The following is a 25866-nucleotide window of genomic DNA, read 5'->3' as shown; positions in this document are numbered from 1 at the left end:
CGTGACGCTCGCGATGCGCCGGGCTACGCCGTCAGCCGCCTGAGGACCGCCCGGCCCAGCTTGCGGCGCGGCCAGCCCGTCACGCGGGCGGCGGCCAGCGCGGCGTTGGCGGCGTTGCGCCCGCAGGCGCCGTGCACGGAGCCGCCCGGGGTGGCCGACGCGCTGCCCAAATAGAGCCCCTCGACCGGGGTTTCGGCGCGGCCCATGCCCGGCGCGGGGCGAAAGATCGCCATCTGTTGCAGCTGCGCGGTTCCCCCGTTGAGGGCACCCAAATGCAGGTTGGCGTCGCTGGCCTCCAGGTCCGACGGGCGCTGGACGAACCGGTCGATCACCGCCGCGCCGAAACCGGGGGCATGCTCTTCGATCACGTGATCCATCGACTTGGCCAGCCGCTCGGCCGCGGCGTCGTCAGCCACGTTGCGCGGCAAATGCGTGTAGGCCCAGACACTTTCGGTGCCCGCCGGCGACCGGCTCGGGTCCGCGGTGGTGGTCTGGCCCAACAGCATGAACGGGTGCTCGGGCACCACCCGGGTGTTCAGGTCGGCCATCCAGCGCACCAGCCCGTCGGCGTCGGCCCCCAGGTGGACGGTGCCCACGCCCCGCAGGCTTTTCGATCGCCACGGGATGGGCCCGTTCAGCGCGTAGTTGACCTTCACCACCGGCGGATCCCACACGTAATGCTCGAGCTCGCGGCGCAGCCCGGCCGGGACCGCATCGGCGGGCAACATGTCGCAAAACAGCCGCGGCGCCGTCACGTCGGCCACGATCGCCCGCCGCGCCCGCACTTTCCGCCCGCCGGCGGTGGTCACCGCGACCGCCCTGCCGCCGCGCACCTCGATGCGAGAAACGTTCTGACCGCATTCGATTCGCGCGCCGGCCGAAGTGGCCCGCTTCACCAACGCGGCCGTCAGCTCTCCCGACCCGCCGACGGGCACCGGCCAGCCGCCGTCCTGGGCGAGCATCGTCATCAGAAAGCCCATGGCGCCGCTGACGGGCGCGTCCGGCGGAACGTCGGCGTGCATCGCGTTGCCCAGCAACAGGATTCGCGGCGCCTCGCCGTCGAACAACTCGTCAACCATGGTGTTGGCCGGCTGGATCAACAAGCGGGCCAACCGGACGGCGTCGGCCGTGCCCAGTTTCAGCAGCAGCCGGAGCATCGGGCGCACCGGCGGAAACGGCGCCAGCATGGCGTCCAGCAGCGGCGCGGAGATCTTCCGCCACAATTCCACCGCGCGCCACCAATTGTCTCCGTCCTTCGGCTCGCGGCGCGCCAATTCCGTTGCGGTGCGGGCCGGGTCGCGGTAGATGACGGGCGGGTCGTCGTCGGCCGCGCTGCGTGGATGGCCCACCACCGCGGGGGCGTGTGACCACCGCAGCCCGTGGTCTTCCAGCCGCAGCGCCGCCATCGCCGGCGAAGCCACCGTCATCGGGTAGAACGAGCTGAACAGATCGGTGATGTATCCCGGTGTCAGCTCGGCGCTGCGCACGGCGCCGCCGGGCTCGGGTTGGGCCTCGAGCACCAGCACGTCCCACCCCGCGTCGGCCAGCATCGACGCGGCCACCAGCCCGTGGTGCCCGGCCCCGATGACGACGGCGTCGGCCGTCTGGTCGGCCATGCGCCTATTTGACCTGGCTCGGCTCGAGCCGTTCGGCGAGCGCGGTCAACCGCAGCAAGCACTCACGGTTGCGCGGATAGACGGCGGCCAGGGCCAGTCGGTCGGGGACGATCCGCATCGGGCCGGACGCGGGCACCTCGATCATTTCGATCCGGCAGCCGCCGTCCGGAGTGTCGCTGAGCCGCAGCGTTATTCGCGCGGACCCCAATCGCCCGAGCCCGGCGCGCAGGACGAGTTCCTCACCCGGCGTGCAGCTTTCGGACACGGTCGCATCGCTGATGACCAGCGGCCAGACCCCCACCGAGTGCTTGATCGCGGTGCCGGGCTGCGGCCAATTCGGGTCGACCGCGCGGGTCCGGCTGTTGCCCACCACCCACTGCGCGTACGTCCAGCCGTCGGTCATCGTGTCCCAGATCTGCTGGCGGGAAGCCCTTACCTCGCGGGTTGCAGCCAATGTCATGGCGTCCGGATACCCCGGTCGGCGGAAACCATGCGCGGGATCGGGCGGCGGCAAAACGTTTAGGGGCCGCGGCCAGCGGTTACTACGCCGTTACCAAACTCGCGGGTGACGGGAGGCCAATTGTGACTGTGCGACGGTTGATCATCGCGGTGGGCGCGGTGCTTTTATTGGCCGGCATAATCGGGTTGCTGGTGCCGGTGTCCGTGTCGGACGGCAGCGGCAATTCCGTGTCATGCGGGAACGGAATCGCCACCGATTTGTCCAGCGCCCGGAATGCCAACGACAAGAACGGCGCCAACATCCCGATCCTGAACCAGGTCCTCCCCCACACCGACTACGTGGCGCAATGCCAGTCGGCGGTCAACACCCGGCGCAGCTGGACCATCCCGCTGGCCGTCGTCGGGCTCCTCGCCGTCGGCGGTGGGGTGGCGATGGGGCGCCAAGGCGCCCGACAGACGGGGGTTTAGTGGCGATCGCGAGCGCGGCGTAGCCGGGCGAAGCGGGTCGCCACCATTGAACTAGATCACCCGCACCCGCGCGGCGTTGCGCAACGCCTGCGGCGCCACGCGGGACAGGCCATAGAGGGCGTAGGCCTCCGGAGCGACGGGCCGAATCGGCTTCTTTTTCTTCACCGACGACAGGATCGCCTTGGCGACCTTGTCCGGCCCGTAGTGGCGCAGCGCGAACATCCGGGCGATCTGGCCGCGCCGCTCGTCGATGAGCTTGTCCTTGTCCCCCGGCGCGGTGAAGCGGGTGGTGCTGATGATGTTGGTGTTGATGACACCGGGACAGATGGTGGTCAGCCCCACGCCGGCCACGTCGAGTTCGGCCCGCAGACAGTCGGAGAACATGTAGGTCGCCGCCTTGGAGGTGCAGTAGGCGCTCAGCGACCCCAACGGCGAAAAGGCGGCCATGGACGCCACGTTGACGATGTAGCCGCCGGTGCCGCGCTCGACGAGGCGCCTGCCGAAGGACCGGCAACCGTTGACCACACCGCCCAGGTTGATGTCGAGGACCCGGTCGAACTGCTCGGCGGGGGTGTCCAGGAATCCCCCGGCCGCACCGATGCCGGCGTTGTTGACCACGATGTCGGGGACGCCGTGCTCTGCGCTGACGCGCTCGGCGAACGCCTCGACGGCGTCGGCGTCGGAGACGTCGAGCACGTACGCGTGCGCGACGCCGCCGCGCGCGACGATCTCGGCGGCGGTCTCCTTGACGGTCGCCTCGTCGATGTCGCTGACGACCAGCTCGGCGCCCTCGCGCGCGAAGGCGAACGCGGTCTCCCGCCCGATGCCGCTGCCCGCGCCGGTGACCGACACCAGGGTGTCGCCGAAGTACTCGCGGGGACGCCCGACCTGCGCGCGCAGCATGGCCCGGCTCGGCGGTTTGCCCTCGACCAGGTCGGCGAAGTCGTGCACCGCGGCCGCCATCACCTGCGGGTGCGACATCGGCGAGAAGTGGCCGGCGCGGATGTCGCGGCGCCACAACCGCGGCACCCAGCGCGCGGTTTCGTCGAACGAGTAGGGCCGCACGTACTTGTCGCGGGTGTTGACGATGAGCTGCACCGGCACGTCCACGGTCTGCGGCCGGCCACGCATGGAGAACGAGCGAAAGTAGTTGGCCGGGTAGGTCTTCACCGAACGGGCGGCGTCGGAGGCCAGTTTGTCCGAATGATGGATCTTATCGGCGGGGATGTTGTCGACGGCGTTGCGCCGCAGGGCCGGGACCGACAGCGCCAGCCGCAGGCCCAGGGGCGCCAGCACCGGGATCGAGAAGAACACCATGTAGGTCAGCCGCAGCGCCTGGGTGATCGAGCGCAGGAACCTGCGCGGGCGCCAGGGCTGGCGCAGCCCGCTGAACATGTAGTCGACCAGCTGCTCATGGCTGGGGCCGGACACCGACGTGAACGAGGCGACCCGGTCGCTCGCGCCCGGCCGCTTCAGGTACTCCCAAATGCCCACCGAACCCCAGTCGTGGGCCAGCACGTGCACCGGCTGGCCGGCGCTCAGCTCGCCGATCACCGCGGCGAAGTCGTCGGCGAAACGGGCCATGGTGTAGGCGGAGACCGCCTTCGGCGCCGACGTCATGCCGACGCCACGGTTGTCGTAGCGGATGACGCGGAACCGCTCGGCCAGCTGCGGGACGACGCCGTCCCACAGCACGTGCGAGTCGGGGAAGCCGTGCACCAGCACGACCGTCGGGCCCTCGCGGTGGCCCTCCTCGTATACGGCGATGCGCACGCCGTCGGTGCTGTCGACGAATCGCTGGGGTACCTGCTGTAGCTCCGGCATCGAACCTCCCGCTGTGACTGGCCCCTGAGGCCAGTGGCCACACGGTAGCAAGCGCGTCGGCGCCGACCCGGTACCCGAACGCGGTCGCCCTGGATGTGTGCCGACGAATGCGCAGTGACAGGATAGTTTTGATAGTCGACCCGCCCCGACCCACGAGCGATCGAGGAGTCAGAAAAGATGGCCTTCTCCGTCCAGATGCCGGCACTCGGTGAGAGCGTCACCGAGGGGACGGTCACCCGCTGGCTCAAGCAGGAGGGCGACACGGTCGAACTCGACGAGCCCCTCGTCGAGGTGTCGACCGACAAGGTGGACACCGAGATACCGTCACCGGCCGCCGGCGTGCTGACCAAGATCGTCGCCCAGGAGGACGACACGGTCGAGGTCGGCGGCGAATTGGCGGTGATCGGCGACGCGGGAGAGCAACCCCAGGCCCAACCCCAGGAGCCCAGCCAACCGGAACCGCAGCCGGAGCCGGAGCCCCAGCCCGAACCGCAGGCCCAGGCCCAGCCCGAACCCGAGCCGCCGGCCCCGGCCCCGGCCGCCCAGCCGGCCGCGTCGGGCGGCGGTTCCGGCGACTCCAAGCCGGTGCTGATGCCCGAGCTCGGCGAGTCGGTGGCCGAGGGCACCGTGACCCGCTGGTTGAAGAAGGTCGGCGATTCGGTTCAGGTCGACGAGCCGCTGGTGGAGGTGTCCACCGACAAGGTGGACACCGAGATCCCTTCGCCGGTGGCCGGCGTCCTGGTGAGCATCACCGCCGAGGAGGACGCGACCGTCCCGGTCGGCGGCGAGCTGGCCCGGATCGGCGCCGGAACGGAGGCCGCCGCGCCGGCACCCTCGGCGCCCCCGGCGCCGCCCGCACCCCAACCCGAGCCAAAGCCGGAGCCCAAGCCCGAACCCAAACCGGAGCCCGCGGCGGCCAAACCCGCACCGGCGCCGCAACCCGAATCCGCGCCGGCCCCACCCGCCGCGGCGCAGGCCGGCGGCCCGAGCGCGGACGGCGCGCCGTACGTGACCCCGCTGGTGCGAAAGCTGGCCAACGAGAACAACATCGACCTCTCCGAGGTTGCCGGCACCGGCGTCGGCGGTCGCATCCGCAAGCAGGACGTGCTCGCGGCGGCACAGAAGAAGGAGCAGGCGAAGCAGGCGCCCCCACCGGCCGCGGCGCCCGCCGCCGCCCCGGCCTCGGAGGGCAAGGCGGCTCCCGCCGCCGCGCCCACCCCGGCGCCCGCGCTGGCCCACCTGCGCGGCACCACCCAGAAGGCCAGCCGGATCCGGCAGCTCACGGCGGCCAAGACGCGCGAATCGCTGCAGGCCACGGCCCAGCTCACCCAGACCCACGAGGTCGACATGACCAAGATCGTGGGGCTGCGGGCCCGGGCCAAGTCGTCGTTCGCCGAGCGTGAGGGGGTGAACCTGACCTACCTGCCGTTCATCGCCCGCGCCGTGATCGACGCGCTCAAGATCCACCCCAACATCAACGCCAGCTACAACGAGCAAACCAAGGAGATCACCTACTACGACGCCGAGCACCTCGGCTTCGCGGTCGACACCGAGCAGGGCCTGCTCTCCCCCGTCGTCCACAACGCCGGCGACCTGTCGCTGGCCGGGCTGGCCCGGGCCATCGCCGACATCGCCGAGCGCGCCCGGTCGGGCAACCTGAAGCCCGACGAGCTGTCCGGCGGCACCTTCACGATCACCAACATCGGCAGCCAGGGCGCCCTGTTCGACACACCGATCCTGGTTCCGCCGCAGGCGGCCATGCTGGGCACCGGCGCGATCGTCAAGCGGCCGCGGGTGATCGTGGACGAGTTCGGCAACGAGTCGATCGGCGTCCGCTCGATCTGCTATCTCCCGCTGACCTACGACCACCGGCTGATCGACGGCGCCGACGCCGGACGTTTCCTCACCACGATCAAGAACCGGCTCGAAGAGGGAGCCTTCGAGGCTGATCTGGGGCTCTGACGAGGTGCCCAAGCCCGTCATCGCGATAGCGGGTTCCTCCGGCCTGATCGGCTCCGCCCTGGCCGCCGCGCTGCGCGCCGCCGACCACCCGGTGCTGCGAATCGTGCGCCGCACGCCGACGAATTCCGAAGAGCTGCACTGGCATCCGGAGAGCGGCGAGTTCGACGCCGACGCGCTGGTCGACGTCGACGCCGTCGTCAACCTGTGCGGCGTCAACGTCGGGCAGCGCCGTTGGTCGGGCGCCTTCAAGCAGAGCCTGCGCGACAGCCGCATCGCTCCCACGGAGGTGCTGGCCAACGCAGTCGCCGACGCCGGCGTCGAAACGCTGATCAACGCCAGCGCGGTCGGCTACTACGGCAACACCAGGGACCGGGTGGTCGACGAAAACGCCCGGGCGGGAAGCGGTTTCCTCGCGCAGCTGTGCGAGGACTGGGAGGCCGCGACGCTGCCCGCCCAATACGCCGGCACCCGGGTGGTGCTGGCCCGCACCGGCCTGGTGTTGGCAAAGTCGGGTGGTGCGCTGCGCCGGCTGCGGCCGTTGTTCGCGGCGGGCCTGGGCGCCCGGCTGGGCAGCGGCCGGCAATACATGTCATGGATCACCCTGGAAGACGAGGTGCGGGCGCTGCTGTTCGCCATCTCTCACCCGTCGCTGTCGGGACCGGTGAACCTGACCGGACCGGCGCCGGTGACCAACGCGGAGTTCACCACCGCGTTCGGCCGTGCGCTCAATCGCCCGACCCCGTTGATGCTGCCCGGTTTCGCGGTGCGGGCCGCGCTCGGGGAGTTCGCCGACGAGGGGCTGCTCACCGGTCAGCGCGCGATCCCGTCCGCGCTGGAGCGCGCCGGTTTCGAGTTCCACCACAACACAATTGGCGAGGCGCTCGCCTACGCCACGGCCCGCCGCGATCACGATTAGTAGCGTCGCGTCGCCTGCCGAGGGCGGGCCGAGTAGCGTCGGCGGGGTGAGTGATTCCATCCGGTCGAGTTCGGCCGCGATCGACGTCCGCCAGCTCGGGACGGTCGAATACCGCACCGCCTGGCAGCTGCAGCGCGATCTGGCCGACGCCCGGGTCGCCGGCGGGCCCGACACCCTACTGCTGCTGGAGCACCCGGCGGTCTACACCGCCGGGCGGCGGACCGAGGCGCACGAGCGACCGGCTGACGGGACGCCGGTGGTCGACACCGACCGCGGCGGCAAGATCACCTGGCACGGCCCCGGGCAGCTGGTCGGTTACCCGATCATCGGGCTGGCCGAGCCGCTCGACGTCGTCAAATACGTTCGGCGCCTTGAGGAAGCGCTCATCAAGGTGTGCGGCGACCTGGGCCTGGACACCGCCCGGGTCGACGGCCGCTCCGGGGTCTGGGTGCCCGCCGGCGGCGGCCGGCCGGCCCGCAAGGTCGCCGCCATCGGCGTGCGGGTGTCGCGGGCGACCACGCTGCACGGGTTCGCCCTGAACTGCGACTGCGACCTGGGCGCCTACCACTCGATCGTCCCGTGCGGCATCAGCGACGCCGGAGTGACGTCGCTGTCCGCCGAACTGCGGCGCACCGTCGCCGTCGACGAGGTGCGGGCGGCGGTCGCCGCCGCCGTCTGCGACGCCCTGGACGGCGCGCTTCCGGTGCGTGACCACCCGGTTGCCCGCGTAGCATCAACGATGTGACTGTCGCTCCCGAAGGCCGCAAGCTGCTGCGCCTGGAGGTGCGCAACGCGCAGACCCCGATCGAACGCAAGCCGCCGTGGATCAAGGTCAGGGCCCGGATGGGTCCGGAATACACCCAATTGAAGGGCCTGGTCCGCCGGGAGGGCCTGCACACGGTGTGCGAGGAGGCCGGCTGCCCCAACATCTTCGAATGCTGGGAGGACCGGGAGGCCACCTTCCTGATCGGCGGCGACCAGTGCACCCGTCGCTGCGACTTCTGCCAGATCGACACCGGAAAACCGGCGGCGCTGGACCGCGACGAGCCCCGGCGGGTCGCCGAGAGCGTGCAGACGATGGGACTGCGCTACGCGACCATCACCGGCGTCGCGCGTGACGACCTGCCCGACGGCGGCGCCTGGCTCTACGCCGAGACGGTGCGGGCCATCAAGGAGCTCAACCCGTCGACCGGCGTCGAGCTGTTGATCCCCGACTTCAACGGCGCCCCCGAGCGGCTCGCGGAGGTGTTCGAGTCACGCCCGGAAGTGTTGGCGCACAACGTCGAAACGGTGCCGCGGATCTTCAAGCGGATCCGGCCCGCCTTCACCTACCGGCGCAGCCTGGACGTGCTCACCGCGGCCCGCGACATCGGCCTGATCACCAAGAGCAACCTCATCCTCGGGCTGGGCGAAACCGCCGACGAGGTGCGCGGCGCGCTGGCCGACCTGCGCGACGCCGGCTGCGACATCGTCACCATCACCCAATACCTGCGCCCGACGTCGCGCCACCACCCGGTCGAGCGCTGGGTGACGCCCGAGGAGTTCGACGAGTTCGCCCGGCACGCCGAGGGCCTCGGCTTCTCCGGGGTGCTCTCCGGGCCGCTGGTGCGGTCGTCGTATCGGGCCGGGCGGCTCTACGACCAAGCCGTGCGCGGCCGCGCCTCGACGGCCTGAGTCTCCCGGCGTTCGGTGGCCGAACGTATCCTTGGTGATTATGGCTAAACCCCGCACCGCCGCCGAGAACAAGGCCGCCCGGGCTCAGGCAACCGCCGCCCGCAAGGCCGCCGCGAAGGAGCGCCGCGGCCAGTTGTGGCAGGCGTTCAACATGCAGCGCAAGGAGGACAAGCGCCTGCTGCCGTACATGATCGGCGCCTTTGTGCTGATCGTGGGCGCCGCGGTGGCGGTCGGCATCTGGGCCGGCGGGCTGACCATGATCACGATGATCCCGTTCGGCGTGCTGCTGGGCGCCCTGGTGGCGTTCATCATCTTCAGCCGCCGGGCCCAGCGCGCGGTCTACAGCAAAGCCGAAGGTCAGACCGGCGCGGCCGCGTGGGTGCTGGACAACCTGCGGGGCAAGTGGCGGGTGACCCCCGGGGTCGCCGCGACCGGCCACTTCGACGCGGTGCACCGGGTGCTCGGCCGGCCCGGCGTGATCCTGGTCGGCGAGGGATCGGCGGCCCGGGTCAAACCGCTGCTGGCCCAGGAGAAGAAGCGCACCGCCAGGCTGGTGGGCGAGGTGCCGATCTACGACATCGTCGTCGGTAACGGCGAGGGCGAGGTGCCGCTGGGCAAGCTGGAGCGCCACCTCACCAAGCTTCCGGCCAACATCACCGCCAAGCAGATGGACACGCTGGAGTCGCGGCTGGCCGCCCTGGGCTCGCGCGCCGGCGCCGGCGTCATGCCCAAGGGGCCGCTGCCGAACGCCGGCAAGATGCGCGGCGTGCAGCGCACGGTGCGCCGCAGGTAACACGGGTCACCGTCACCGCCGCAGCACGGCCGTCCCTGTCAGCCGATCGTGCAGGCCGCGGCCGTCGGAGTCGGTGAACAGCGCCGGGATGACCGTCGCGATGAGCAGCCCGCGCGCCACCAACCGGCCGAGGCCGACCGGCACCCGGCCGTCCACCGACGCCACCTGCAGACCCAGCGCCAACTGCCCCGGCGTGAAGCTGAACAGCCGCACCGCCACCACCCCGAGCACGAACCAGATCACCAGCACCGCGGTCGCCAGCGTCCGCTGGGAAAACAGGCCGAACGCCATGGCCAGCGCGCCCAAGCCGTAGGAAATCAGCCAGTCGATCATCAGCGCGACCAGCCGTCGGCCCATCGGCGCCAGGGATCCGGGACCGGTCTGCGGCAGGCCGAGGCTCTCACCCGGATAAGCGGACCGCGATCCCGGCAAACCGTCGGTCACGGGCGGCTTCCGACGGCCCGGTGGAACCGCCGCGTACGCCCGCGACCCGGCGGGGATGCGACGGTGTGTCCGTCATGCGGACCAGATACGATGCTGCCGTCCATGGCCCCACAATAGAACCCGCCGGCGACCCGGATTCTGGTGCGGGGAAGCGTGGTCACGTAACCTCTGCGCAACATCGGGTTGACTGACGGGCAACACAAGCTCCATAGCGTCAGGCCGCGGATCACCAAGTAAAGGAGCAATTCTGTGACGGAAAAGACACCCGACGACGTCTTCAAACTCGCCAAGGACGAGAACGTCGAATTTGTCGACGTCCGGTTCTGTGACTTGCCAGGCATCATGCAGCACTTCACGATTCCGATTTCGTTCTTCGACGAGAGCGTGTTCGAGGACGGCTTGGCCTTCGACGGCTCCTCGATTCGCGGGTTCCAGTCGATCCACGAGTCCGACATGTTGCTCCTGCCCGACCCCGCGACGGCCCAGATCGACCTGTTCACCGAGCACAAGACGCTGAACCTGAACTTCTTCGTGCACGACCCGTTCACCCTCGAGCCCTACTCGCGCGACCCGCGCAACATCGCGCGCAAGGCGGAGAACTACTTGATCAGCACCGGGGTCGCCGACACCGCGTATTTCGGCGCCGAGGCCGAGTTCTACATCTTCGACTCGGTGAGCTTCGACTCGCGCACCAACGGCTCCTTCTACGAGGTGGACGCGATCTCCGGCTGGTGGAACACGGGTGAGCCCAACGAAAGCGACGGCAGCCCCAACCGCGGCTACAAGGTCCGCCCGAAGGGCGGGTATTTCCCGGTCGCTCCGGTCGACCACTACGTCGACTTGCGCGCTGACATGTTGTCGAACCTCATCAAATCAGGCTTCAGCCTGGAGAAAGGCCACCACGAGGTCGGCAGCGGCGGCCAGGCCGAGATCAACTACAAGTTCAACACGCTGCTGCACGCGGCCGACGACATGCAGCTGTACAAGTACATCGTCAAGAACACCGCGTGGCAGGCCGGCAAGACCGTCACCTTCATGCCCAAGCCGCTGTTCGGCGACAACGGCTCCGGGATGCACACCCACCAGTCGCTGTGGAAGGACGGCAGCCCGCTGATGTATGACGAGACCGGCTACGCCGGCCTGTCGGACATCGCGCGGCACTACATCGGCGGACTGCTGCACCACGCCCCGTCGCTGCTGGCGTTCACCAACCCGACGGTGAACTCCTACAAGCGGCTGGTGCCGGGCTTCGAGGCGCCGATCAACCTGGTGTACAGCCAGCGCAACCGTTCGGCGTGCGTGCGGATCCCGATCACGGGCAGCAACCCGAAGGCCAAGCGGCTGGAGTTCCGTTGCCCCGACTCGTCGGGCAACCCGTACCTGGCGTTCTCGGCCATGCTGATGGCCGGCTTGGACGGCATCAAGAACAAAATCGAGCCGCAGGCGCCGGTCGACAAGGACCTCTACGAGCTGCCGCCCGAGGAGGCCGCCAACATCCCGCAGGCGCCGACCCAGCTGTCCGCGGTGATCGACCGGCTGGAGGCCGACCACGAATACCTCACTGAGGGCGGCGTTTTCACGCCCGACCTGATCGAGACGTGGATCAACTTCAAGCGCGAGTACGAGATCCTGCCGGTCCAGATCCGGCCGCACCCCTACGAGTTCTCGCTCTACTTCGACGTGTAAGCCCCACGACCAGACGTAAAAGCCCCCGACACGCCGAGCGTGCGGGGGCTTTTACGTCTGCTCGCCACCTCAGCCGGGGCGGCGGCCCAGGATTCCGCGGGTCATCCGCACCGGCTGCCCCTCGGCCATTTCGACGACCTCCAGCCAGCCGCCCGGCGCGACGTAATGCCGCTCGACGTCTTCGCGATGCATCGAGATGATCAGCACTCCCGCGTCGGTGACCTCGTAGCTGTCGAAGGCGCCGTAATCGCGCGGTTCACCGTTGCTGAAAACGACCGTGAAAGCCACCGGCAAATTCTAGCCGTCGAGCGACAGGTCCTTGCGGAAGCGCTGCATGCCGTCGATCTTGTCGGCCAGGGTGGCGTCTGGGCCGGAGTAGAACATCCACGGCATGGTGATGATGCCGGTGATGCCGGCGTCCGCGGCGTGCTGATAGTCGGCCGTGGTGAAGGCGTCGGTGAGCGGGGTCAGGATGGTGAAATCGTCCATGGACAAGCCGAGTTCGGCCCGCAGTTCCCGCAGCCGGCCCACGGCCTCGATGGCCCGATCGGTCTTGATCAGGTCGCCGATCCAGCCGTCGTTGCGGGCGGCGCGGCGCAGCGCGATGTCGCTGAGCCCGCCGACATACACGGGTATCGGCGGCGGCGTCGGCTCCATTTCCAGGCGCGGTGTCCGGTAGAACGCGCCCTCGAACTCGGCCCAGCCCGGTCGCCACAGCGCCCGCATCAGCTCGATGATCTCGTCGGTGCGTTTGCCGCGGGCCTCGAACCGCTCACCCATCAAGGCGAACTCCTCGCGGCACCACCCGACACCGATCCCGAGCTCCACCCGGCCGGACGCCAAAACCGCCGCAGTGCCAATGGCTTTCGCCGCCGAGTACGGGTTGCGCATGGCGGGAATGTAGACGGTGGTGACGAACCGCAGCCGGGTGGTGACCTGGGCCAGCGCGCCGACGAGGACCCACGGGTCGGGCCAGTCGGTGAAGGGCTGCCAGCGTCGTTGGCCGTCCCTGGTGTACGGGTACGGGGTGTCCAGGGTCTCCAGGTTGACGACGTGGTCCGGGATGCCGACTCCGTCGTAGCCGAGTTCGTCGGCCGCCTTGGCGATCTCGACGATCTCCCGGGTGTTCAAGAAGGCGCTGCTGACGTAGAACTTCATTCGGCTTCCCTCGCCCACGACGGCTCGATGAAGACGCCCTCGGCCTCGACGGTGACCCCGTGCGCGTCCGAAATAGTCCCGCGCGCAAAGACTTTGACTCCCTCCTTGCGGTCAACCCACGCCTCGGAGCGCAGCGCGCCCAGCGGGGTGCCGCGCAGGTACTTCACGGTGATGGTCCCGGTGAAACGCGGCTTGGAGAGCCCCTCGCTGGCCGCCTCGCCCAGCATGTGGTCGAGCACCAGGGCGCTCACCCCGCCGTGCACCAGCTTGGGCGGGCCCTCGTAGGCCGTCCCTAGGACGAACTCGCTCCAGCAGCGGCCGCCGCCGTCGTGGTGGACGATCACCGGCGGGGCGATCGGGTTGCCGAGGCCGATCGCGGCGTTGCCGAGCGTCAGCGGGCGACCGCCGTCGACGCGGTAGGTCACCCCCATCGGCCGCGTCCGTTGCCGCAGCGACTTGGTGACTTCCTCGATCGCGGATCGCGCGTCGGCGACGACGCCCTCGTCGGCCTCGGTCCGGATCGTGGCGTCGATGAGGTCGCGGACCGCATCGGCCAGCGGGGTGTACAGGGCCGTCACGCGTTGGGCTTCCGCCGCGCTGAGCACCTCGAATGTGGCGTCCAACGCGCCGGCCTCCTGACTCAACTTCCAAACACCTTGCGCACCACCGCTTTTGCCCGGCGCGTTACCCGCAGATAATTGTCCAAGAACTCGCCGCCGTCGTCGGACGACCAACCCGCGGCCACCGCGACCGCCTTGAGCTGACGGCCCGGCCCCGGCAGCTGGTCGGTGGGCTTGCCGCGAACCAACACGAGCGCGTTGCGCGCCCGTGTGGCGGTCAGCCAGGCCTGCCGCAGCAGGTCCACGTCCTCGGCGGGCACCAGGCCTGCCGCGGCGATGGCGTCCAGGGATTCCAGCGTCGACGTGTTGTGCAGCGCGGGCACCTCGTGCGCGTGCCGCAGTTGCATGAGCTGCACGGTCCATTCGATGTCGGCCAGTCCGCCGCGCCCCAGCTTGGTGTGGGTGTTGGGGTCCGCACCCCGCGGCAGCCGCTCGGACTCGACGCGGGCCTTGATGCGGCGGATTTCGCGCACCGCCTCCGCCGACACGCCGTCGGGTGGGTAACGCGTCTGGTCGGCCATCACCAAGAACCGCTGGCCCAACTCGGCGTCGCCGGCGACCGCGTGCGCGCGCAGCAGCGCCTGAATCTCCCACGGCTGCGCCCACTGTGAGTAATAGGCGGTGTAGGAACTGAGCGTGCGGACCAGCGGGCCGCTGCGCCCCTCGGGCCGCAGGTTCGCGTCCACCTCGAGCGGCGGGTCGACGCTGGGCGTGCCCAGCAGCGCCCGCACCTGCTCGGCGATCGTCGTCGACCACCGCACCGCCTGCGAGTCGTCGACGCCGTGGGCCGGCTCGCAGACGAACATCACGTCGGCGTCGGACCCGTAGCCCAGCTCGGCGCCGCCCAGCCTGCCCATGCCGATGACCGCAATGGCCGCCGGCGCCCTTTTGTCATCGGGCAGGTTGGCCCGGATCATCGCGTCCAGGGCGGCCTGCAGCACGGCCACCCACACCGACGTGAGCGCCTTGCACACGTCGGTGACCTCGAGGAAACCGAGCAGGTCGGCCGAGCCGATGCGGGCCAGCTCGCGGCGCCGCAGCGCGCGCGCGGCCGCGATCGCCCGCACCGGGTCGGGGTGGCGGCTCGCCGACGCGATCAGCGCCCGGGCCACCGTGGCGGGGTCGGTCTCGAGCAGCTTGGGCCCGCCCGGGCCGTCGCCGTAATCCTGAATCACCCGGGGCGCGCGCATCAGCAGGTCCGGCACGTAGGCCGACGTTCCCAACACGTGCATGAGCCGCCGGGCCACCGCGGGCTTGTCGCGCAGCGTGGACAGGTACCACCTCTCCCCGCTCAGCGCCTCCGACAGGCGTCGGTACGCCAGCAGCCCGCCGTCGGGATCGGGCGCATACGACATCCAGTTGAGCAGCCTCGGCAGCAGCACCGACTGCACCCGGCCGCGCCGCCCGCTCTGGTTGACCAGCGCCGACATGTGCTTCAGCGCGGTCTGCGGGCCCTCATAGCCCAGCGCCGCCAGCTGGCGCTCGGCGCCCTCGGAGGTGATGCCGTGCGCGATCTCCAAACCGGCCGGCCCGATCGACTCCAGCAGCGGCTGATAGAACAGCTTGGCGTGCAGGCCTGACACCCGCACGTTCTGGTGCCGGAGCTCCTCGCGCAGCACCCCCGCCGCATCGTGGCGGCCGTCGGGGCGAATGTGGGCCGCGCGCGCCAGCCAGCGCACCGCCTCCTCGTCATCGGCCTCCGGCAGCAGATGGGTGCGCTTGAGCCGCTGCAGTTGCAGCCGGTGCTCGAGCAGCCGCAGGAACTCGTAGGACGCGGTCAGGTTCGCCGCGTCCTCGCGTCCGATGTAGCCGCCTTGGCCCAGCGCGTCCAGCGCGTCCACCGTCGAGGCCACGTGCAGCGACTCGTCGCTGCGGCCGTGCACCAGCTGCAGCAGCTGCACCGCGAACTCCACGTCCCGAAGCCCGCCGCTGCCGAGCTTGATCTCGCGGCCGCGGACCTCGGCGGGCACCAGCCGCTCCACCCGGCGGCGCATGGCCTGGACCTCGACGACGAAATCCTCACGCTCGCAGGCGACCCAGACCATGGGCGTCAACGCGGCCAGGTAGCGCTCGCCGAGCTCGGCGTCGCCGACGGCCGCCCGGGCTTTCAGCAGCGCCTGGAACTCCCACGTCTTGGCCCAGCGCTGGTAGTAGGCGATGTGCGATTCGAGGGTGCGCACCAACTCGCCGCTGCGGCCCTCCGGGCGCAGCCCGGCGTCGACCTGGAAGAAGGCCGACGACGCCACCCGCATCATCTCGCTGGCCACCCGGGTGGTGACCGCGTCCGCGCGCTCGCCGACGAAGATGACGTCGACGTCGCTGACGTAGTTCAGTTCGCGCGCACCGCATTTGCCCATCGCGATGACCGCCAGCCGCGGCGGCGTGCCGTCGCCGCACACGCTGACCTCGGCCACCCTCAGCGCGGCGGCCAGCGCGGCGTCCGCGAGGTCCGACAGCTGGGCGCCCACCACGGTGAACGGGAGCACCGGCTCGTCCTCGACCGTGGCGGCCAGGTCGAGGGCCGCCAACACCAGCAGCTGGTCGCGGTACAGGATGCGCAGGCGTTCCAACGCCGACCTGGGGGCGCTCAGTGCCTCGTCGACGCACTCGAGGAACGTCGCGCACAATTCGTCGCGCGAGGGCAGGTTGGCCTTGCCCCGCAACAACTTCCAGGACTGCGGGTTGGCGGCGAGGTGATCCCCGAGGGCCAGCGACGAGCCGAGCACCCCGAACAGCCGCCCGCGCAGCCCGCGTTCGGTGAGCAGCGCGGCGCTCAGTTCGTCCCAATCGCTGTCCGGGTTCTCCCACAGCCGCACCAGCACCCGCAGCGCGGCGTCGGGATCGGGCGCGCGGGACAACGCCCACAACCGGTCGACGTAATTCTGGTCGTCGCGCTCGTACCAACCCAGCTCTGCCAGGCGATCACCCGCGGGCGGGTCGATCAACCCGAGGCGGCCCACGCTGGGCAGCCGGGGTCGTTCGGTCGCGGGTTTGGTCACGACCACGACCGTAGCGCAAGCCGCCGGTCTCTCAGACGGATCGGCGCACGGTGTGAGCTAGAGCGACAGGTAGGTGCGCAGCTCGTAGGGCGTGACGTGGCTGCGGTAGTTCGCCCATTCCGTGCGCTTGTTGCGCAGGAAGAAGTCAAACACGTGCTCCCCCAAGGTTTCCGCGACGAGCTCGGAGGCCTCCATCGATCGAAGGGCGGCGTCGAGGCTGGTGGGCAGCTCGCGATATCCCATCGTGAGGCGTTCCTCGGGCGTCAGGTCCCACACGTTGTCCTCGGCCTGCGGCCCCAGCACGTAGCCCTTCTCCACGCCGCGCAATCCGGCGGCCAGCAGCACGGCGAACGCCAGGTACGGGTTGCACGCCGAGTCGGGGCTGCGCACCTCGATCCGCCGCGACGACGTCTTGTGCGGCGTGTACATCGGGACGCGCACCAGGGCCGACCGGTTGGCCGCCCCCCACGAGGCGTTGGTGGGCGCCTCGCCGCCCTGCACCAGCCGCTTGTAGGAGTTGACCCATTGGTTGGTGACGGCGCTGATCTCCGAGGCGTGCTCGAGGATCCCGGCGATGAACGACTTGCCCACGTCCGAGAGTTGCAGCGGGTCGTCGGTGCTGTGGAAGGCGTTGACGTCGCCCTCGAACAGGCTCATGTGGGTGTGCATGGCCGAGCCGGGGTGTTCGGCGAAGGGCTTGGGCATGAACGACGCCCGCGCGCCGTTTTCGATCGCGACTTCCTTGATGACGTAGCGGAACGTCATGACGTTGTCGGCCATTGACAGCGCGTCGGCGAAGCGCAGGTCGATCTCCTGCTGACCGGGCGCGCCCTCGTGATGGCTGAACTCGACCGAGATGCCCATGAACTCGAGGGCCTCGATGGCGTCCCGGCGGAAGTTGGAGGCGGAGTCGTGCACCGCCTGGTCGAAGTAGCCCGCGCTGTCGACGGGGATGGGCCTCGACCCGTCGTTGGGGCCGGACTCCAGCAGGAAGAATTCGATTTCGGGGTGCACGTAGCAGGAAAAGCCGAGGTCGTTGGCCTTCTGCAGTTGGCGGCGCAGCACATGCCGGGGGTCCGCCCACGACGGCGAGCCGTCGGGCATGGTGATGTCGCAGAACATCCGCGCGGAGTGGTGGTGGCCGGACGGGGTCGCCCAGGGCAGCACCTGGAAGGTCGACGGGTCGGGGTTGGCGACGGTGTCGGATTCGGAGACGCGTGCGAAGCCCTCGATCGAGGATCCGTCGAAGCCGATGCCCTCCTCGAAGGCGCCTTCGAGTTCGGCCGGCGCGATGGCTACGGACTTCAGGTAGCCGAGCACATCGGTGAACCAGAGCCGAACGAAGCGGATGTCTCGCTCCTCCAACGTGCGGAGGACGAATTCCTTCTGTCGATCCATAACTCGAACAGTAGGCAACCGCTGTTAATTTTGTGTTACCGACGCCCGCTCAGAACCGTTGCGGGGCTCCGCCCTTGATTCGGGTGCGCTGGAGGCCCGTGCCACCGCGGCCGCCGATGGCGGTGCCGTTGCCGGCACTTATGACCGCGACGCTGCCACTGGCTCAGGGCCGGCACCGAAGTGAAGCCGGCGGCAGTGCGCCCGCGACGAAGTAACGCACCACCGCGGTGTCCACGCACTGGTCGCCGTTGAACACGGCGGTGTGCTGGGTGCCGTCGTAGCTGATCAGCGGCGCGCCGAGCTGCCGGGCCAGGTTGACGCCGGCCTGGTACGGCGTCGCCGGGTCGTGCGTCGTGGAGACGACGACGGCCTTGCCGCGCGCGACCGGCGCCGCGGCATGCGGCCTCGAGGTGGCGGGCACCGGCCACAGCGCGCACAGGTCGCGCGGCGCGTTTCCGGTGAACTGCCCGAAGCTCAGGAACGGGGCGACCTGGCGCATCTTCTGATCCGCGGCGACCCAGGTCGCCGAGTCCGTCGGCGTCGGGGCGTCGACGCAGCGCACGGCGTTGAACGCGTCCTGGTCGTTGCTGTAGTGCCCGGCCTTGTCGCGGCCTTCGTAATCGTCGGCCAGCATCAACAGGTCGCCGGCGTCGGTGCCGCGCTGCAGCCCGAGCAGGCCACTGGTCAGGTACTTCCAGTGCGCCGGGGTGTAAAGCGCATTGATGGTGCCGGTGGTCGCGTCGGCGTAGCTCAGCCCGCGCGGGTCCGACGTCCGGCCCGGCTTGGCGACCAGCGGGTCGACCAGGGCGTGGTAGCGGTTGACGAATTGAGCCGGATCGGTGCCCAGCGGGCATCCGGCCGAGCGGGCGCAGTCGGTGGCGTAGTCGTTGAAAGCCGTTTGGAATCCGGCCATTTGGTTGATGTTCTCGGTGACCGGGTCAACGGTCGGGTCGATGGCGCCGTCGAGCACCATCGCCCGAACGTGGTCGCCGAACGCCTCGAGGTATGCGGTGCCCAGCTCGGTGCCGTAGCTGTAGCCGAGGTAGTTGATCTGTTCGTCGCCCAGCGCCTGGCGCACCGTGTCCATGTCGCGCGCGACGGATGCGGTGCCGGCGTTGGCCAGGAACGCGTTGCCCATCCGGCTGGCGCATTGCTGGGCCAGGTGCTGGTTGATCTGCTCGATGTGCGCCACGCCGGCCGGGCTGTAATCGACCATCGGTTCGCGGCGGAACGCATCGAAGTCGGCATCGCTGCGGCAGCGCAACGGCGGGGTCGAGTGGCCCACCCCTCGAGGGTCGAACCCGACCAGGTCGAAGTTGCGGGTGATATCGCTGTTCTCCAGGTCCGATGCCATGCCGGCGACCATGTCGACCGCGGACGCGCCCGGCCCGCCCGGGTTGATCAACAGCGATCCCATCCGTCGGCCCGTCGCGGGCACCCGGATCACCGCCAGCTTGGCCTGCGCGCCGCCGGGATTCGCGTAGTCGACGGGGACCGACACGGTGGTGCACTGGGCGGTGGGGACGTCGCTGGTGTCGGTCAGGAATTGGCTGCAGCTGCCCCAGTTCTGCGGGCGCGCCGCGGCGGCCGGCGGAGCCGGGGTAGGGGTCTGGCCCGCACCCGGTTCCGGGGTCGCACCGGCCACCGGCATCGGCAGCACCGGCTGTCCCGCAACCAGAATCCCGAACGACAGCAGCGCCGAGCTCAGCGGTCTCAGGCGCGACATGGCTGTCAATATTTGCAGCACCGAGTACCCGTCCGAACGCGAAATGGTCACGGCTTGATCTCGCCTCGGCGCGTCGCCACCTGGTCGCGTCTTCGGGCGTTGGGTGTGAATCGTGGGCGTTCCATGTGAGCCCGGGGCGGGAAAATCGCCGAAACCCCGCCCTAGGCGCACAACGAAAACCGCCAGCTCACATTCAAGGTCCAGTGCGGCGCGTCACCACCTAATCGCCGCAATACCCCTAGCACTTGGCGCCGCTCGGCGGCGTGTCGCCGCCGATCAGGTACTGCGTCACGTAGTCGTCAATGCAGCTGTCGCCCTGGAAGACCACCGTGTGCTGGGTGCCATCGAAGGTCAGCAACGAGCCGCGCAGCTCCTGCGCCAAGTCGACGCCGGCCTTGTAGGGGGTCGCCGGGTCGTGCGTGGTCGACACCACCACCGTCGGCGCCAGGCCGGGCGCCGTGATGGCGTGCGGCTTGCTCGTCGGCGGCACCGGCCAGAACGCGCAGGTGCCCAGCGGCGCGTCGCCGGTGAACTGCCCGTAGCTCATGAACGGGGCGATCTCGCGGGACCGGCGATCTTCGTCGATCACCTTGGCGCGGTCCGTAATCGCCGGCTGGTCAACGCAATTGATCGCGACCCGGGCGTCGGTGGCATTGGTGTAGTGGCCGTGCGGGTCGCGGCGCATGTACATGTCGGCCAACGCCAGCATCGTGTCGCCGCGGTGGTCGGCCAGCTCGGACAGGCCGTCGGTCAGGTGGTGCCACAGCGACGGCGAATACAGCGCCATGATGGTCCCCACGATGGCGTCGGCATAACTCAACCCGCGCGGGTCCTTGGTGGGTATCGGCCGGCCGACCATCTCGTTGTTCGGGTCCACCATCGGGTCGACCAGGCTGTGATAGACGGTGACCGCCTTGGCCGGGTCGGTGCCCAGCGGGCAGGTCGGCTGCTTGGCGCAATCGGTGGCGAAGTCGTTGAAAGCGTCCTGAAATCCCTTGGCCTGGCGCAGATCCGCCTCGATCTGGTCGGCGTTGGGGTCGACCGCGCCGTCGAGGATCATCGCGCGCACCTTGGTGGGATAGGCCTCCGCGTAGGCCGAGCCGATCCGGGTGCCGTAGGAGTAGCCGAGATAGGTCAGCTTGTCGTCGCCCAGCGCCGCGCGGATGGCGTCCAGGTCGCGGGCGACGTTGACCGTCCCCACGTTCGCGAGGAAGTCCTTGCCCATCTTGTCGACGCAGCGGCCGACGAACTCCTTGGTCTCGTCCTCCATGTGGGCCACGCCGGCCGGGCTGTAGTCGACGTTCGGCTCGGTGCGCAGCCGGTCGTTGTCGGCATCGGAATTGCACCAGATCGCCGGCCGCGAGTTGCCCACCCCGCGCGGGTCGAAGCCGACCAGGTCGAAGCGTTCGCGGATGCGCTTGGGCAACGTCTGCACGACGCTCAACGCGGCGTCGATGCCCGACTCGCCGGGGCCGCCGGGATTGATCACCAGCGAGCCGATCTTGTCCCCCGTCGCCGGAAACCGAACCATCGCCAGCGTCGCCACGTCGCCGTCGAGGTGGTCGTAGTCGACGGGCACCGCCAGCCGGCCGCACATCGCGCCGCTGGGGATCTTGGCCTTGGGGTTGGACGAGCGGCACGGCGTCCATTCGATCGGCTGGCCCAGCTTGGGCCCCGCCATGACGGCGCGCCCGCCGACGACGCGGAGACAGCCGCCGAGCAGCATCGCCACGGCGGCGAGCGCCATCCAGATCAGCAGCGTGCGCGCGACCTTGTCGCGGCGAGACAACCCCATGCCCACATATGCTGCCAGAGCCAACCTGAGATTCTGATGAGCGCCTCCGGCGGCGAACTAGCCGACGGCCGCGAGCAGTTCTTCCATCGCCACCGCGAAGTCGTCGGCCATCTCCCACAGGTCCGGCAGCAACTCCGGGCATGAGATCAGCCCGACGTCCAACGTCCCGTTCAGCGACATCACGGTGATGTTGAGCCCCGAGCCGTGGAAGATCGGGCCCAGCGGATACATCGCCTTGACCTCGCAGCCCAGGAAGTACAGCGGCTCCTGCGGACCCGGGACGTTGGACACCACCAGGTTGTGCACCGGCATGGTCTCGGTCAGCCGGGTCCGGGCGTACAGCCGCATCGCGACGCCAAAGACGGCCGGCGCGGCGAACTGTGTCCAGTCCTGCAGCAGTGAGGCGCCGATGGCCGAACTGTGTTCCTTGGCAAGCGAATTCGCCTCGGCGATGGCCGCCAGCCGCTCGACCGGATCGGCGATCTCGGTGTGCAGGCTGGAGAACATGGCCGAAACCTGGTTGCGGCCCGGACGATCCGACTTTCCGTGCACCGACACCGGAACGGAGGCCACCAGCGACGCGTCGGGCAACGCGTCGCGCTCGGCCAGGTACTGGCGCAGCACCCCGGACACCAGGGCCATCACCACGTCGTTGACCTTGACGCCGAAGTGGTTCTTGACAGTCTTGACGTCCTCGAGGTCCAGCTGGGCGTACGCGATGTTGCGGCGGCCGGTGATGGAGGCGTTGAACGCCGTCCGCGGCGCGGCGAACGGACGCGCCATCGCCTGGCCCTCGACGGCCTTGCGCACAGTCGCGACCACCGAGGACACGGTCTGGGGCACCACGTTGGCCAGCCGCAGCGGCCGGCTGGCGAACCGGACCAACCCGCCCGCGGCGATCTGCCATCCGCTGCCGCCGCCGACGCCGTCCACCGGATCGGGTGCGGGCGCGTCGGCCTCGGTGGCGCACAGCTGCGACATCAGATTCGCGCCCGTCACCCCGTCCACCCCGCAGTGGTGCACCTTGGTCATCACTGCCAGCCGATCCGAATCGGCGCCCGCCACGCCTTCGATGACCCACATCTCCCACAGCGGACGGCTCCGGTCCAGCGGCAGCGACGCGATGTGCCCGCAGATTTCCGACAACTCGCTGCGGCCGCCCGGCGGCGGCAACCCGATGCGGTGCAGGTGGCGGTCCACGTCGAAGCTCTCGTCCTCCACCCACACCGGGTGATCGAGGTTCAGCGCGCTGTCGGCGAGCTTCTCGCGGAACTGCGGCATCGCCTTCAGGCGCAGCGTCAGCGCGTCGCGCAGCCGGTCGAAGGTGTAGCCGCCCGGCATCGTCGACGTGTCCACTTCGATGATCGAGCAAACATGCATGGGCTGCGCGGCGGTCTCGAGGTAAAGGAAACTGGCGTCGAGTCCGCTGAGCCGCTGCATGCGGAGAATGGTATGACTCACACCACACGGGCGGTGCAACCGCGCACCCGAGATGGCAGAATGGCGGGAGTCAGCGAACCCGGGGACCGCAATGGCCACGAGGGTCGATCCGACCACTACCAGGGACAATGATGTCTGAGCAAAATCCTTATGGTGCCAATCCGGCTGCGCAACCCAAGCCGCCGACGCGGATTCGCACCCACCACCTGCAGAAAATGAAGGCCGAAGGCCACAAGTGGGCGATGCTCACGGCCTACGACTATTCGACCGCCCGGATCTTCGACGACGCCGGCATCCCGGTGCTGCTGGTCGGTGACTCGGCCGCCAACGTGGTGTACGGCTACGACACCACGGTTCCGGTCTCGATCGACGAACTCATCCCGCTGGTGCGCGGCGTTGCGCGCGGCGCCCAGCAGGCGATGGTCGTCGCCGACCTGCCGTTCGGCAGCTACGAGGCCGGCCCGGCCGCGGCGCTGGCCGCCGCGACCCGGTTCATGAAGGAGGGCGGCGCGCACGCCGTCAAGCTCGAGGGCGGCGAGCGGGTGGCCGACCAGATCGCCTGCCTGACCGCGGCGGGCATCCCGGTGATGGCCCACATCGGCTTCACGCCGCAAAGCGTGAACAGCCTGGGCGGCTTCAAGGTGCAGGGCCGCGGCGACGCCGCGGAGCAGACCGTGCACGACGCGATCGCCGTCGCCGAGGCCGGCGCGTTCTCCGTCGTGATGGAGATGGTGCCCGCCGAGCTGGCCACCCAGATCACCGGCAAGCTCACCATCCCGACCATCGGGATCGGGGCCGGTCCCAACTGCGACGCCCAGGTCCTGGTCTGGCAGGACATGGCCGGCCTGAGCGGCGGCAAGCCGCCGCGGTTCGTCAAGCGGTTCGCCGATGTCGGGGCCGAATTGCGAAAGGCTGCAACGCAATACGCGCAAGAGGTGGCCGCGGGCTCCTTCCCCGCCGAGGAGCACTGCTTCTGACGGCCGCTTAGCCGAAGGGCACGCAACCCGCCCTTTCCCCCGGTTGAAGAGTCGACCCTGTCCAGACAAGTTTTTGCTGAAATCCGTTGCGTGACAGAGAGTACGATTTCTTCTGTAAATGATCGCGACTCCTTGGCGGGGGGTTGAACACATCGGCACTTGTGGTGGCTTCGTGAACCGCCGAACGGTCTTGAAGTTGCCGCTGCTACTGGCAGGAGGCGCCGCCCTGACGCGGGTGCCCCGCGCCGCGGCGCAACCGCCCCCCGTCCCACCGGAAGCGAGCCGGTGGTCGACCGAGCGCGCCGACCGCTGGTACCGGGCGCAGGGGTGGCTGGTCGGCGCCAACTACGTCACGTCGAACGCGATCAACCAGCTGGAGATGTTCCAGCCCGACACCTTCGACCCGCTGCGCATCCACGTCGAGCTGGGCTGGGCCCGCTCCGCCGGATTCAACGCCGTGCGGGTGTTCCTGCACGACCAGCTGTGGACCCAGGATCAGCGCGGCTTCCAGGCTCGCCTCGCCCAGTTCGTCGCTATCGCCGCCGACCGCGGCATCAAGCCGCTGTTCGTCTTGTTCGACTCCTGCTGGGACCCCTTCCCCAGGCTCGGGCCGCAGCGGCCCCCGACGCCCGGCGTCCACAACTCGGGCTGGGTGCAGGGCCCGGGCGCCGAACGCCTCGGCGACCGCGGCTACCTCGACACCATGCGCGCCTATGTGACAGGGGTGCTGACCCAATTCCGCAACGACGACCGGATTTTGGGTTGGGACCTGTGGAACGAGCCCGACAATCCCTCGCACCACTACGCGTCGGTCGAGCGGCCGGACAAGGAGCAGCTCGTCGCGGACCTGCTGCCGCAGGTGTTCGCGTGGGCCCGATCGGTCGATCCCGTCCAGCCGCTGACGAGCGCGGTGTGGCAGGGCGAATGGCCCGACGCCGGAAGCACCAGCGCGATCGCCGCCATTCAGCTGGGCAACTCCGACTTCCTGACGTTCCACTCCTACGGCGAGCCGGCCGGCTTCGAGAACCGCATCGACGAGCTCGCCTCGCAGGACCGGCCGATCGTCTGCACCGAGTACCTGGCCCGGCCGTTGGGCAGCACCGTCGCGGACATCCTGCCAATTGCCAAGCGCCGCAAGGTCGGTGCGATCAATTGGGGGCTCGTCGCGGGCAAGACCCAGACGTACTTCCCGTGGGACTCGTGGGATCACCCGTACGCCTCGATTCCCGACGTGTGGTTCCACGACCTGTTGCAACCCGACGGGCGGCCGTTTCAGGAAAGCGAAATCCAAACGTTTCGTCAGCTGACCGGCGGGGCGATGCATCTCAACCAGTAGCACCGCGATATGGCACCCTATGGGTTGCCCACCACGCCGCCTCAATGGAGCCGAGAATGCCTGTAAAAGCGCCGAAAACCTCGCGTCATCTGGAGGTGGAGCGCAAATTCGACGTCGTGGAGTCCACGGTGTCGCCGTCGTTCGAAGGCATCGCCGCGATCGCTCACGTCGACAAGTCGCCGGTCGAATCGCTGGACGCGACGTACTTCGACACGCCGGGGCAGGACCTGGCGCGCAACAAGATCACCCTGCGCCGCCGCACCGGCGGTCACGACGCGGGCTGGCACCTCAAGTTGCCGTCCGGCCCGGAGGCGCGCACCGAGGTTCGCGCACCGCTGGACGCCTCAGAGCCCGACACCGTGCCGGGCGAGTTGCGGGACGTGGTCGTTGCTGAACTCGGCCAGCGCCGCCCCGTCCGCGCCGTAGAGGACCTGGGTCTCGCGTTCGGTGCTGATCCGGGCGACGGGTACGAGCGGGCGCTCCCGGACGATGGCCAGCACCACGTCCCGCAACTCGCCCGGCACGGTGTCGGGCTCTGAGGCGTCCAGCGGTGCGCGAACCTCGGTGCGCGCCTC

Annotated in this window: 21 protein-coding genes and 1 pseudogene; 10 read left to right on the top strand and 12 right to left on the bottom strand. The window is 69.6% G+C overall.

Annotated features, from left to right (window positions below; genetic code table 11):
- Positions 1-23: 23 nt before the first annotated feature.
- Positions 24-1616, bottom strand: coding sequence for an NAD(P)/FAD-dependent oxidoreductase (locus tag A5706_RS12400; RefSeq protein WP_068130869.1), 1593 nt, complete (start codon positions 1614-1616; stop codon positions 24-26).
- Positions 1617-1620: 4 nt separating this feature from the next.
- Positions 1621-2076: an SRPBCC family protein gene (locus tag A5706_RS12395; RefSeq protein ID WP_068130867.1), complete on the bottom strand. Its 456-nt coding sequence runs from the start codon at positions 2074-2076 to the stop codon at positions 1621-1623.
- 122 nt (positions 2077-2198) lie between these two features.
- Between A5706_RS12395 and A5706_RS12390 the strand changes: the two genes are divergently transcribed.
- The gene (locus A5706_RS12390; protein WP_068130864.1) at positions 2199-2543 is read left to right on the top strand and encodes an aminopeptidase; all 345 of its coding nucleotides are present in this window, start codon (positions 2199-2201) and stop codon (positions 2541-2543) included.
- Positions 2544-2594: 51 nt separating this feature from the next.
- Here A5706_RS12390 and A5706_RS12385 read toward each other — a convergent pair whose 3' ends face one another.
- On the bottom strand, positions 2595-4367 hold the full coding sequence (locus A5706_RS12385; RefSeq protein WP_068130861.1) for an SDR family oxidoreductase: 1773 nt from the start codon (positions 4365-4367) through the stop codon (positions 2595-2597).
- Between the two features lie 177 nt (positions 4368-4544).
- On the opposite strand from A5706_RS12385, the gene sucB reads away from it, so the two are divergent.
- The 5 genes from sucB to A5706_RS12360 are packed head-to-tail and all read left to right on the top strand — an operon-like array spanning position 4545 to position 9712.
- On the top strand, positions 4545-6329 hold the full coding sequence (gene sucB, locus A5706_RS12380) for a 2-oxoglutarate dehydrogenase, E2 component, dihydrolipoamide succinyltransferase (RefSeq protein WP_068130859.1): 1785 nt from the start codon (positions 4545-4547) through the stop codon (positions 6327-6329).
- Between the two features lie 4 nt (positions 6330-6333).
- A complete protein-coding gene (locus tag A5706_RS12375) occupies positions 6334-7245 on the top strand; it encodes a TIGR01777 family oxidoreductase (protein ID WP_068130855.1) in 912 nt (303 codons plus the stop codon).
- A 46-nt stretch (positions 7246-7291) separates the two neighbouring features.
- Positions 7292-7990 (top strand): lipoyl(octanoyl) transferase LipB, encoded by a 699-nt coding sequence (gene lipB / locus A5706_RS12370; protein WP_068130852.1) that lies wholly within the window; start codon positions 7292-7294, stop codon positions 7988-7990.
- Positions 7987-8919, top strand: coding sequence for a lipoyl synthase (gene lipA, locus A5706_RS12365; protein WP_068130849.1), 933 nt, complete (start codon positions 7987-7989; stop codon positions 8917-8919). The genes lipB and lipA overlap by 4 nt, the downstream gene beginning before the upstream one ends.
- Positions 8920-8959: 40 nt before the next feature.
- Positions 8960-9712: a DUF4191 domain-containing protein gene (locus A5706_RS12360; protein ID WP_068130846.1), complete on the top strand. Its 753-nt coding sequence runs from the start codon at positions 8960-8962 to the stop codon at positions 9710-9712.
- A 12-nt stretch (positions 9713-9724) separates the two neighbouring features.
- On the opposite strand, the gene A5706_RS12355 is transcribed toward A5706_RS12360, so the two are convergent.
- Positions 9725-10144, bottom strand: a complete 420-nt coding sequence (locus tag A5706_RS12355; protein ID WP_068130901.1) for an RDD family protein — start codon at positions 10142-10144, stop codon at positions 9725-9727.
- Positions 10145-10405: 261 nt separating this feature from the next.
- Here A5706_RS12355 and glnA (A5706_RS12350) point away from each other — a divergent pair, with 261 nt between their 5' ends.
- Positions 10406-11842 (top strand): type I glutamate--ammonia ligase, encoded by a 1437-nt coding sequence (gene glnA, locus A5706_RS12350; protein ID WP_068130843.1) that lies wholly within the window; start codon positions 10406-10408, stop codon positions 11840-11842.
- 69 nt (positions 11843-11911) lie between these two features.
- Here the strand turns inward: glnA (A5706_RS12350) and A5706_RS12345 are convergent, their stop codons facing one another.
- The 8 genes from A5706_RS12345 to A5706_RS12310 form a co-directional block, all read right to left on the bottom strand.
- Positions 11912-12130, bottom strand: a complete 219-nt coding sequence (locus A5706_RS12345) for a hypothetical protein (RefSeq protein ID WP_066937719.1) — start codon at positions 12128-12130, stop codon at positions 11912-11914.
- Between the two features lie 9 nt (positions 12131-12139).
- Positions 12140-13000, bottom strand: coding sequence for a TIGR03619 family F420-dependent LLM class oxidoreductase (locus A5706_RS12340; protein WP_068130839.1), 861 nt, complete (start codon positions 12998-13000; stop codon positions 12140-12142).
- The gene (locus A5706_RS12335; protein WP_082964327.1) at positions 12997-13644 is read right to left on the bottom strand and encodes a PaaI family thioesterase; all 648 of its coding nucleotides are present in this window, start codon (positions 13642-13644) and stop codon (positions 12997-12999) included. The genes A5706_RS12340 and A5706_RS12335 overlap by 4 nt, the downstream gene beginning before the upstream one ends.
- Positions 13641-16625 carry a bifunctional [glutamine synthetase] adenylyltransferase/[glutamine synthetase]-adenylyl-L-tyrosine phosphorylase gene (locus A5706_RS12330; protein WP_068130836.1) on the bottom strand — a complete coding sequence of 995 codons (2985 nt, stop codon included), beginning with the start codon at positions 16623-16625 and terminating at the stop codon, positions 13641-13643. Before A5706_RS12330 ends, A5706_RS12335 begins: the two co-directional genes overlap by 4 nt.
- Positions 16626-16676: 51 nt before the next feature.
- The gene (glnA, locus tag A5706_RS12325) at positions 16677-18017 is read right to left on the bottom strand and encodes a type I glutamate--ammonia ligase (protein WP_068130833.1); all 1341 of its coding nucleotides are present in this window, start codon (positions 18015-18017) and stop codon (positions 16677-16679) included.
- Between the two features lie 163 nt (positions 18018-18180).
- Positions 18181-19752 carry an alpha/beta hydrolase gene (locus A5706_RS12320; protein WP_156767085.1) on the bottom strand — a complete coding sequence of 524 codons (1572 nt, stop codon included), beginning with the start codon at positions 19750-19752 and terminating at the stop codon, positions 18181-18183.
- Between the two features lie 229 nt (positions 19753-19981).
- Positions 19982-21544 carry an alpha/beta hydrolase gene (locus A5706_RS12315; RefSeq protein WP_156767084.1) on the bottom strand — a complete coding sequence of 521 codons (1563 nt, stop codon included), beginning with the start codon at positions 21542-21544 and terminating at the stop codon, positions 19982-19984.
- A 51-nt stretch (positions 21545-21595) separates the two neighbouring features.
- Positions 21596-22978, bottom strand: a complete 1383-nt coding sequence (locus A5706_RS12310) for a wax ester/triacylglycerol synthase family O-acyltransferase (RefSeq protein WP_068130824.1) — start codon at positions 22976-22978, stop codon at positions 21596-21598.
- Positions 22979-23109: 131 nt separating this feature from the next.
- Here A5706_RS12310 and panB point away from each other — a divergent pair, with 131 nt between their 5' ends.
- From panB to A5706_RS12295, 3 genes and pseudogenes are all read left to right on the top strand, one after another.
- A complete protein-coding gene (gene panB / locus A5706_RS12305) occupies positions 23110-23955 on the top strand; it encodes a 3-methyl-2-oxobutanoate hydroxymethyltransferase (RefSeq protein ID WP_068130895.1) in 846 nt (281 codons plus the stop codon).
- 172 nt (positions 23956-24127) lie between these two features.
- Positions 24128-25291, top strand: coding sequence for a cellulase family glycosylhydrolase (locus A5706_RS12300; RefSeq protein ID WP_068130821.1), 1164 nt, complete (start codon positions 24128-24130; stop codon positions 25289-25291).
- Between the two features lie 56 nt (positions 25292-25347).
- Positions 25348-25770 (top strand): annotated as a pseudogene (locus tag A5706_RS12295) (CYTH domain-containing protein); the annotation flags it as partial.
- Between the last annotated feature and the right edge of the window lie 96 nt (positions 25771-25866).

The sequence above is a fragment of the Mycobacterium sp. E796 genome, from assembly GCF_001672815.1.
GTDB lineage: Bacteria > Actinomycetota > Actinomycetes > Mycobacteriales > Mycobacteriaceae > Mycobacterium.
This window is presented reverse-complemented; position numbering and strand designations above follow the sequence as displayed.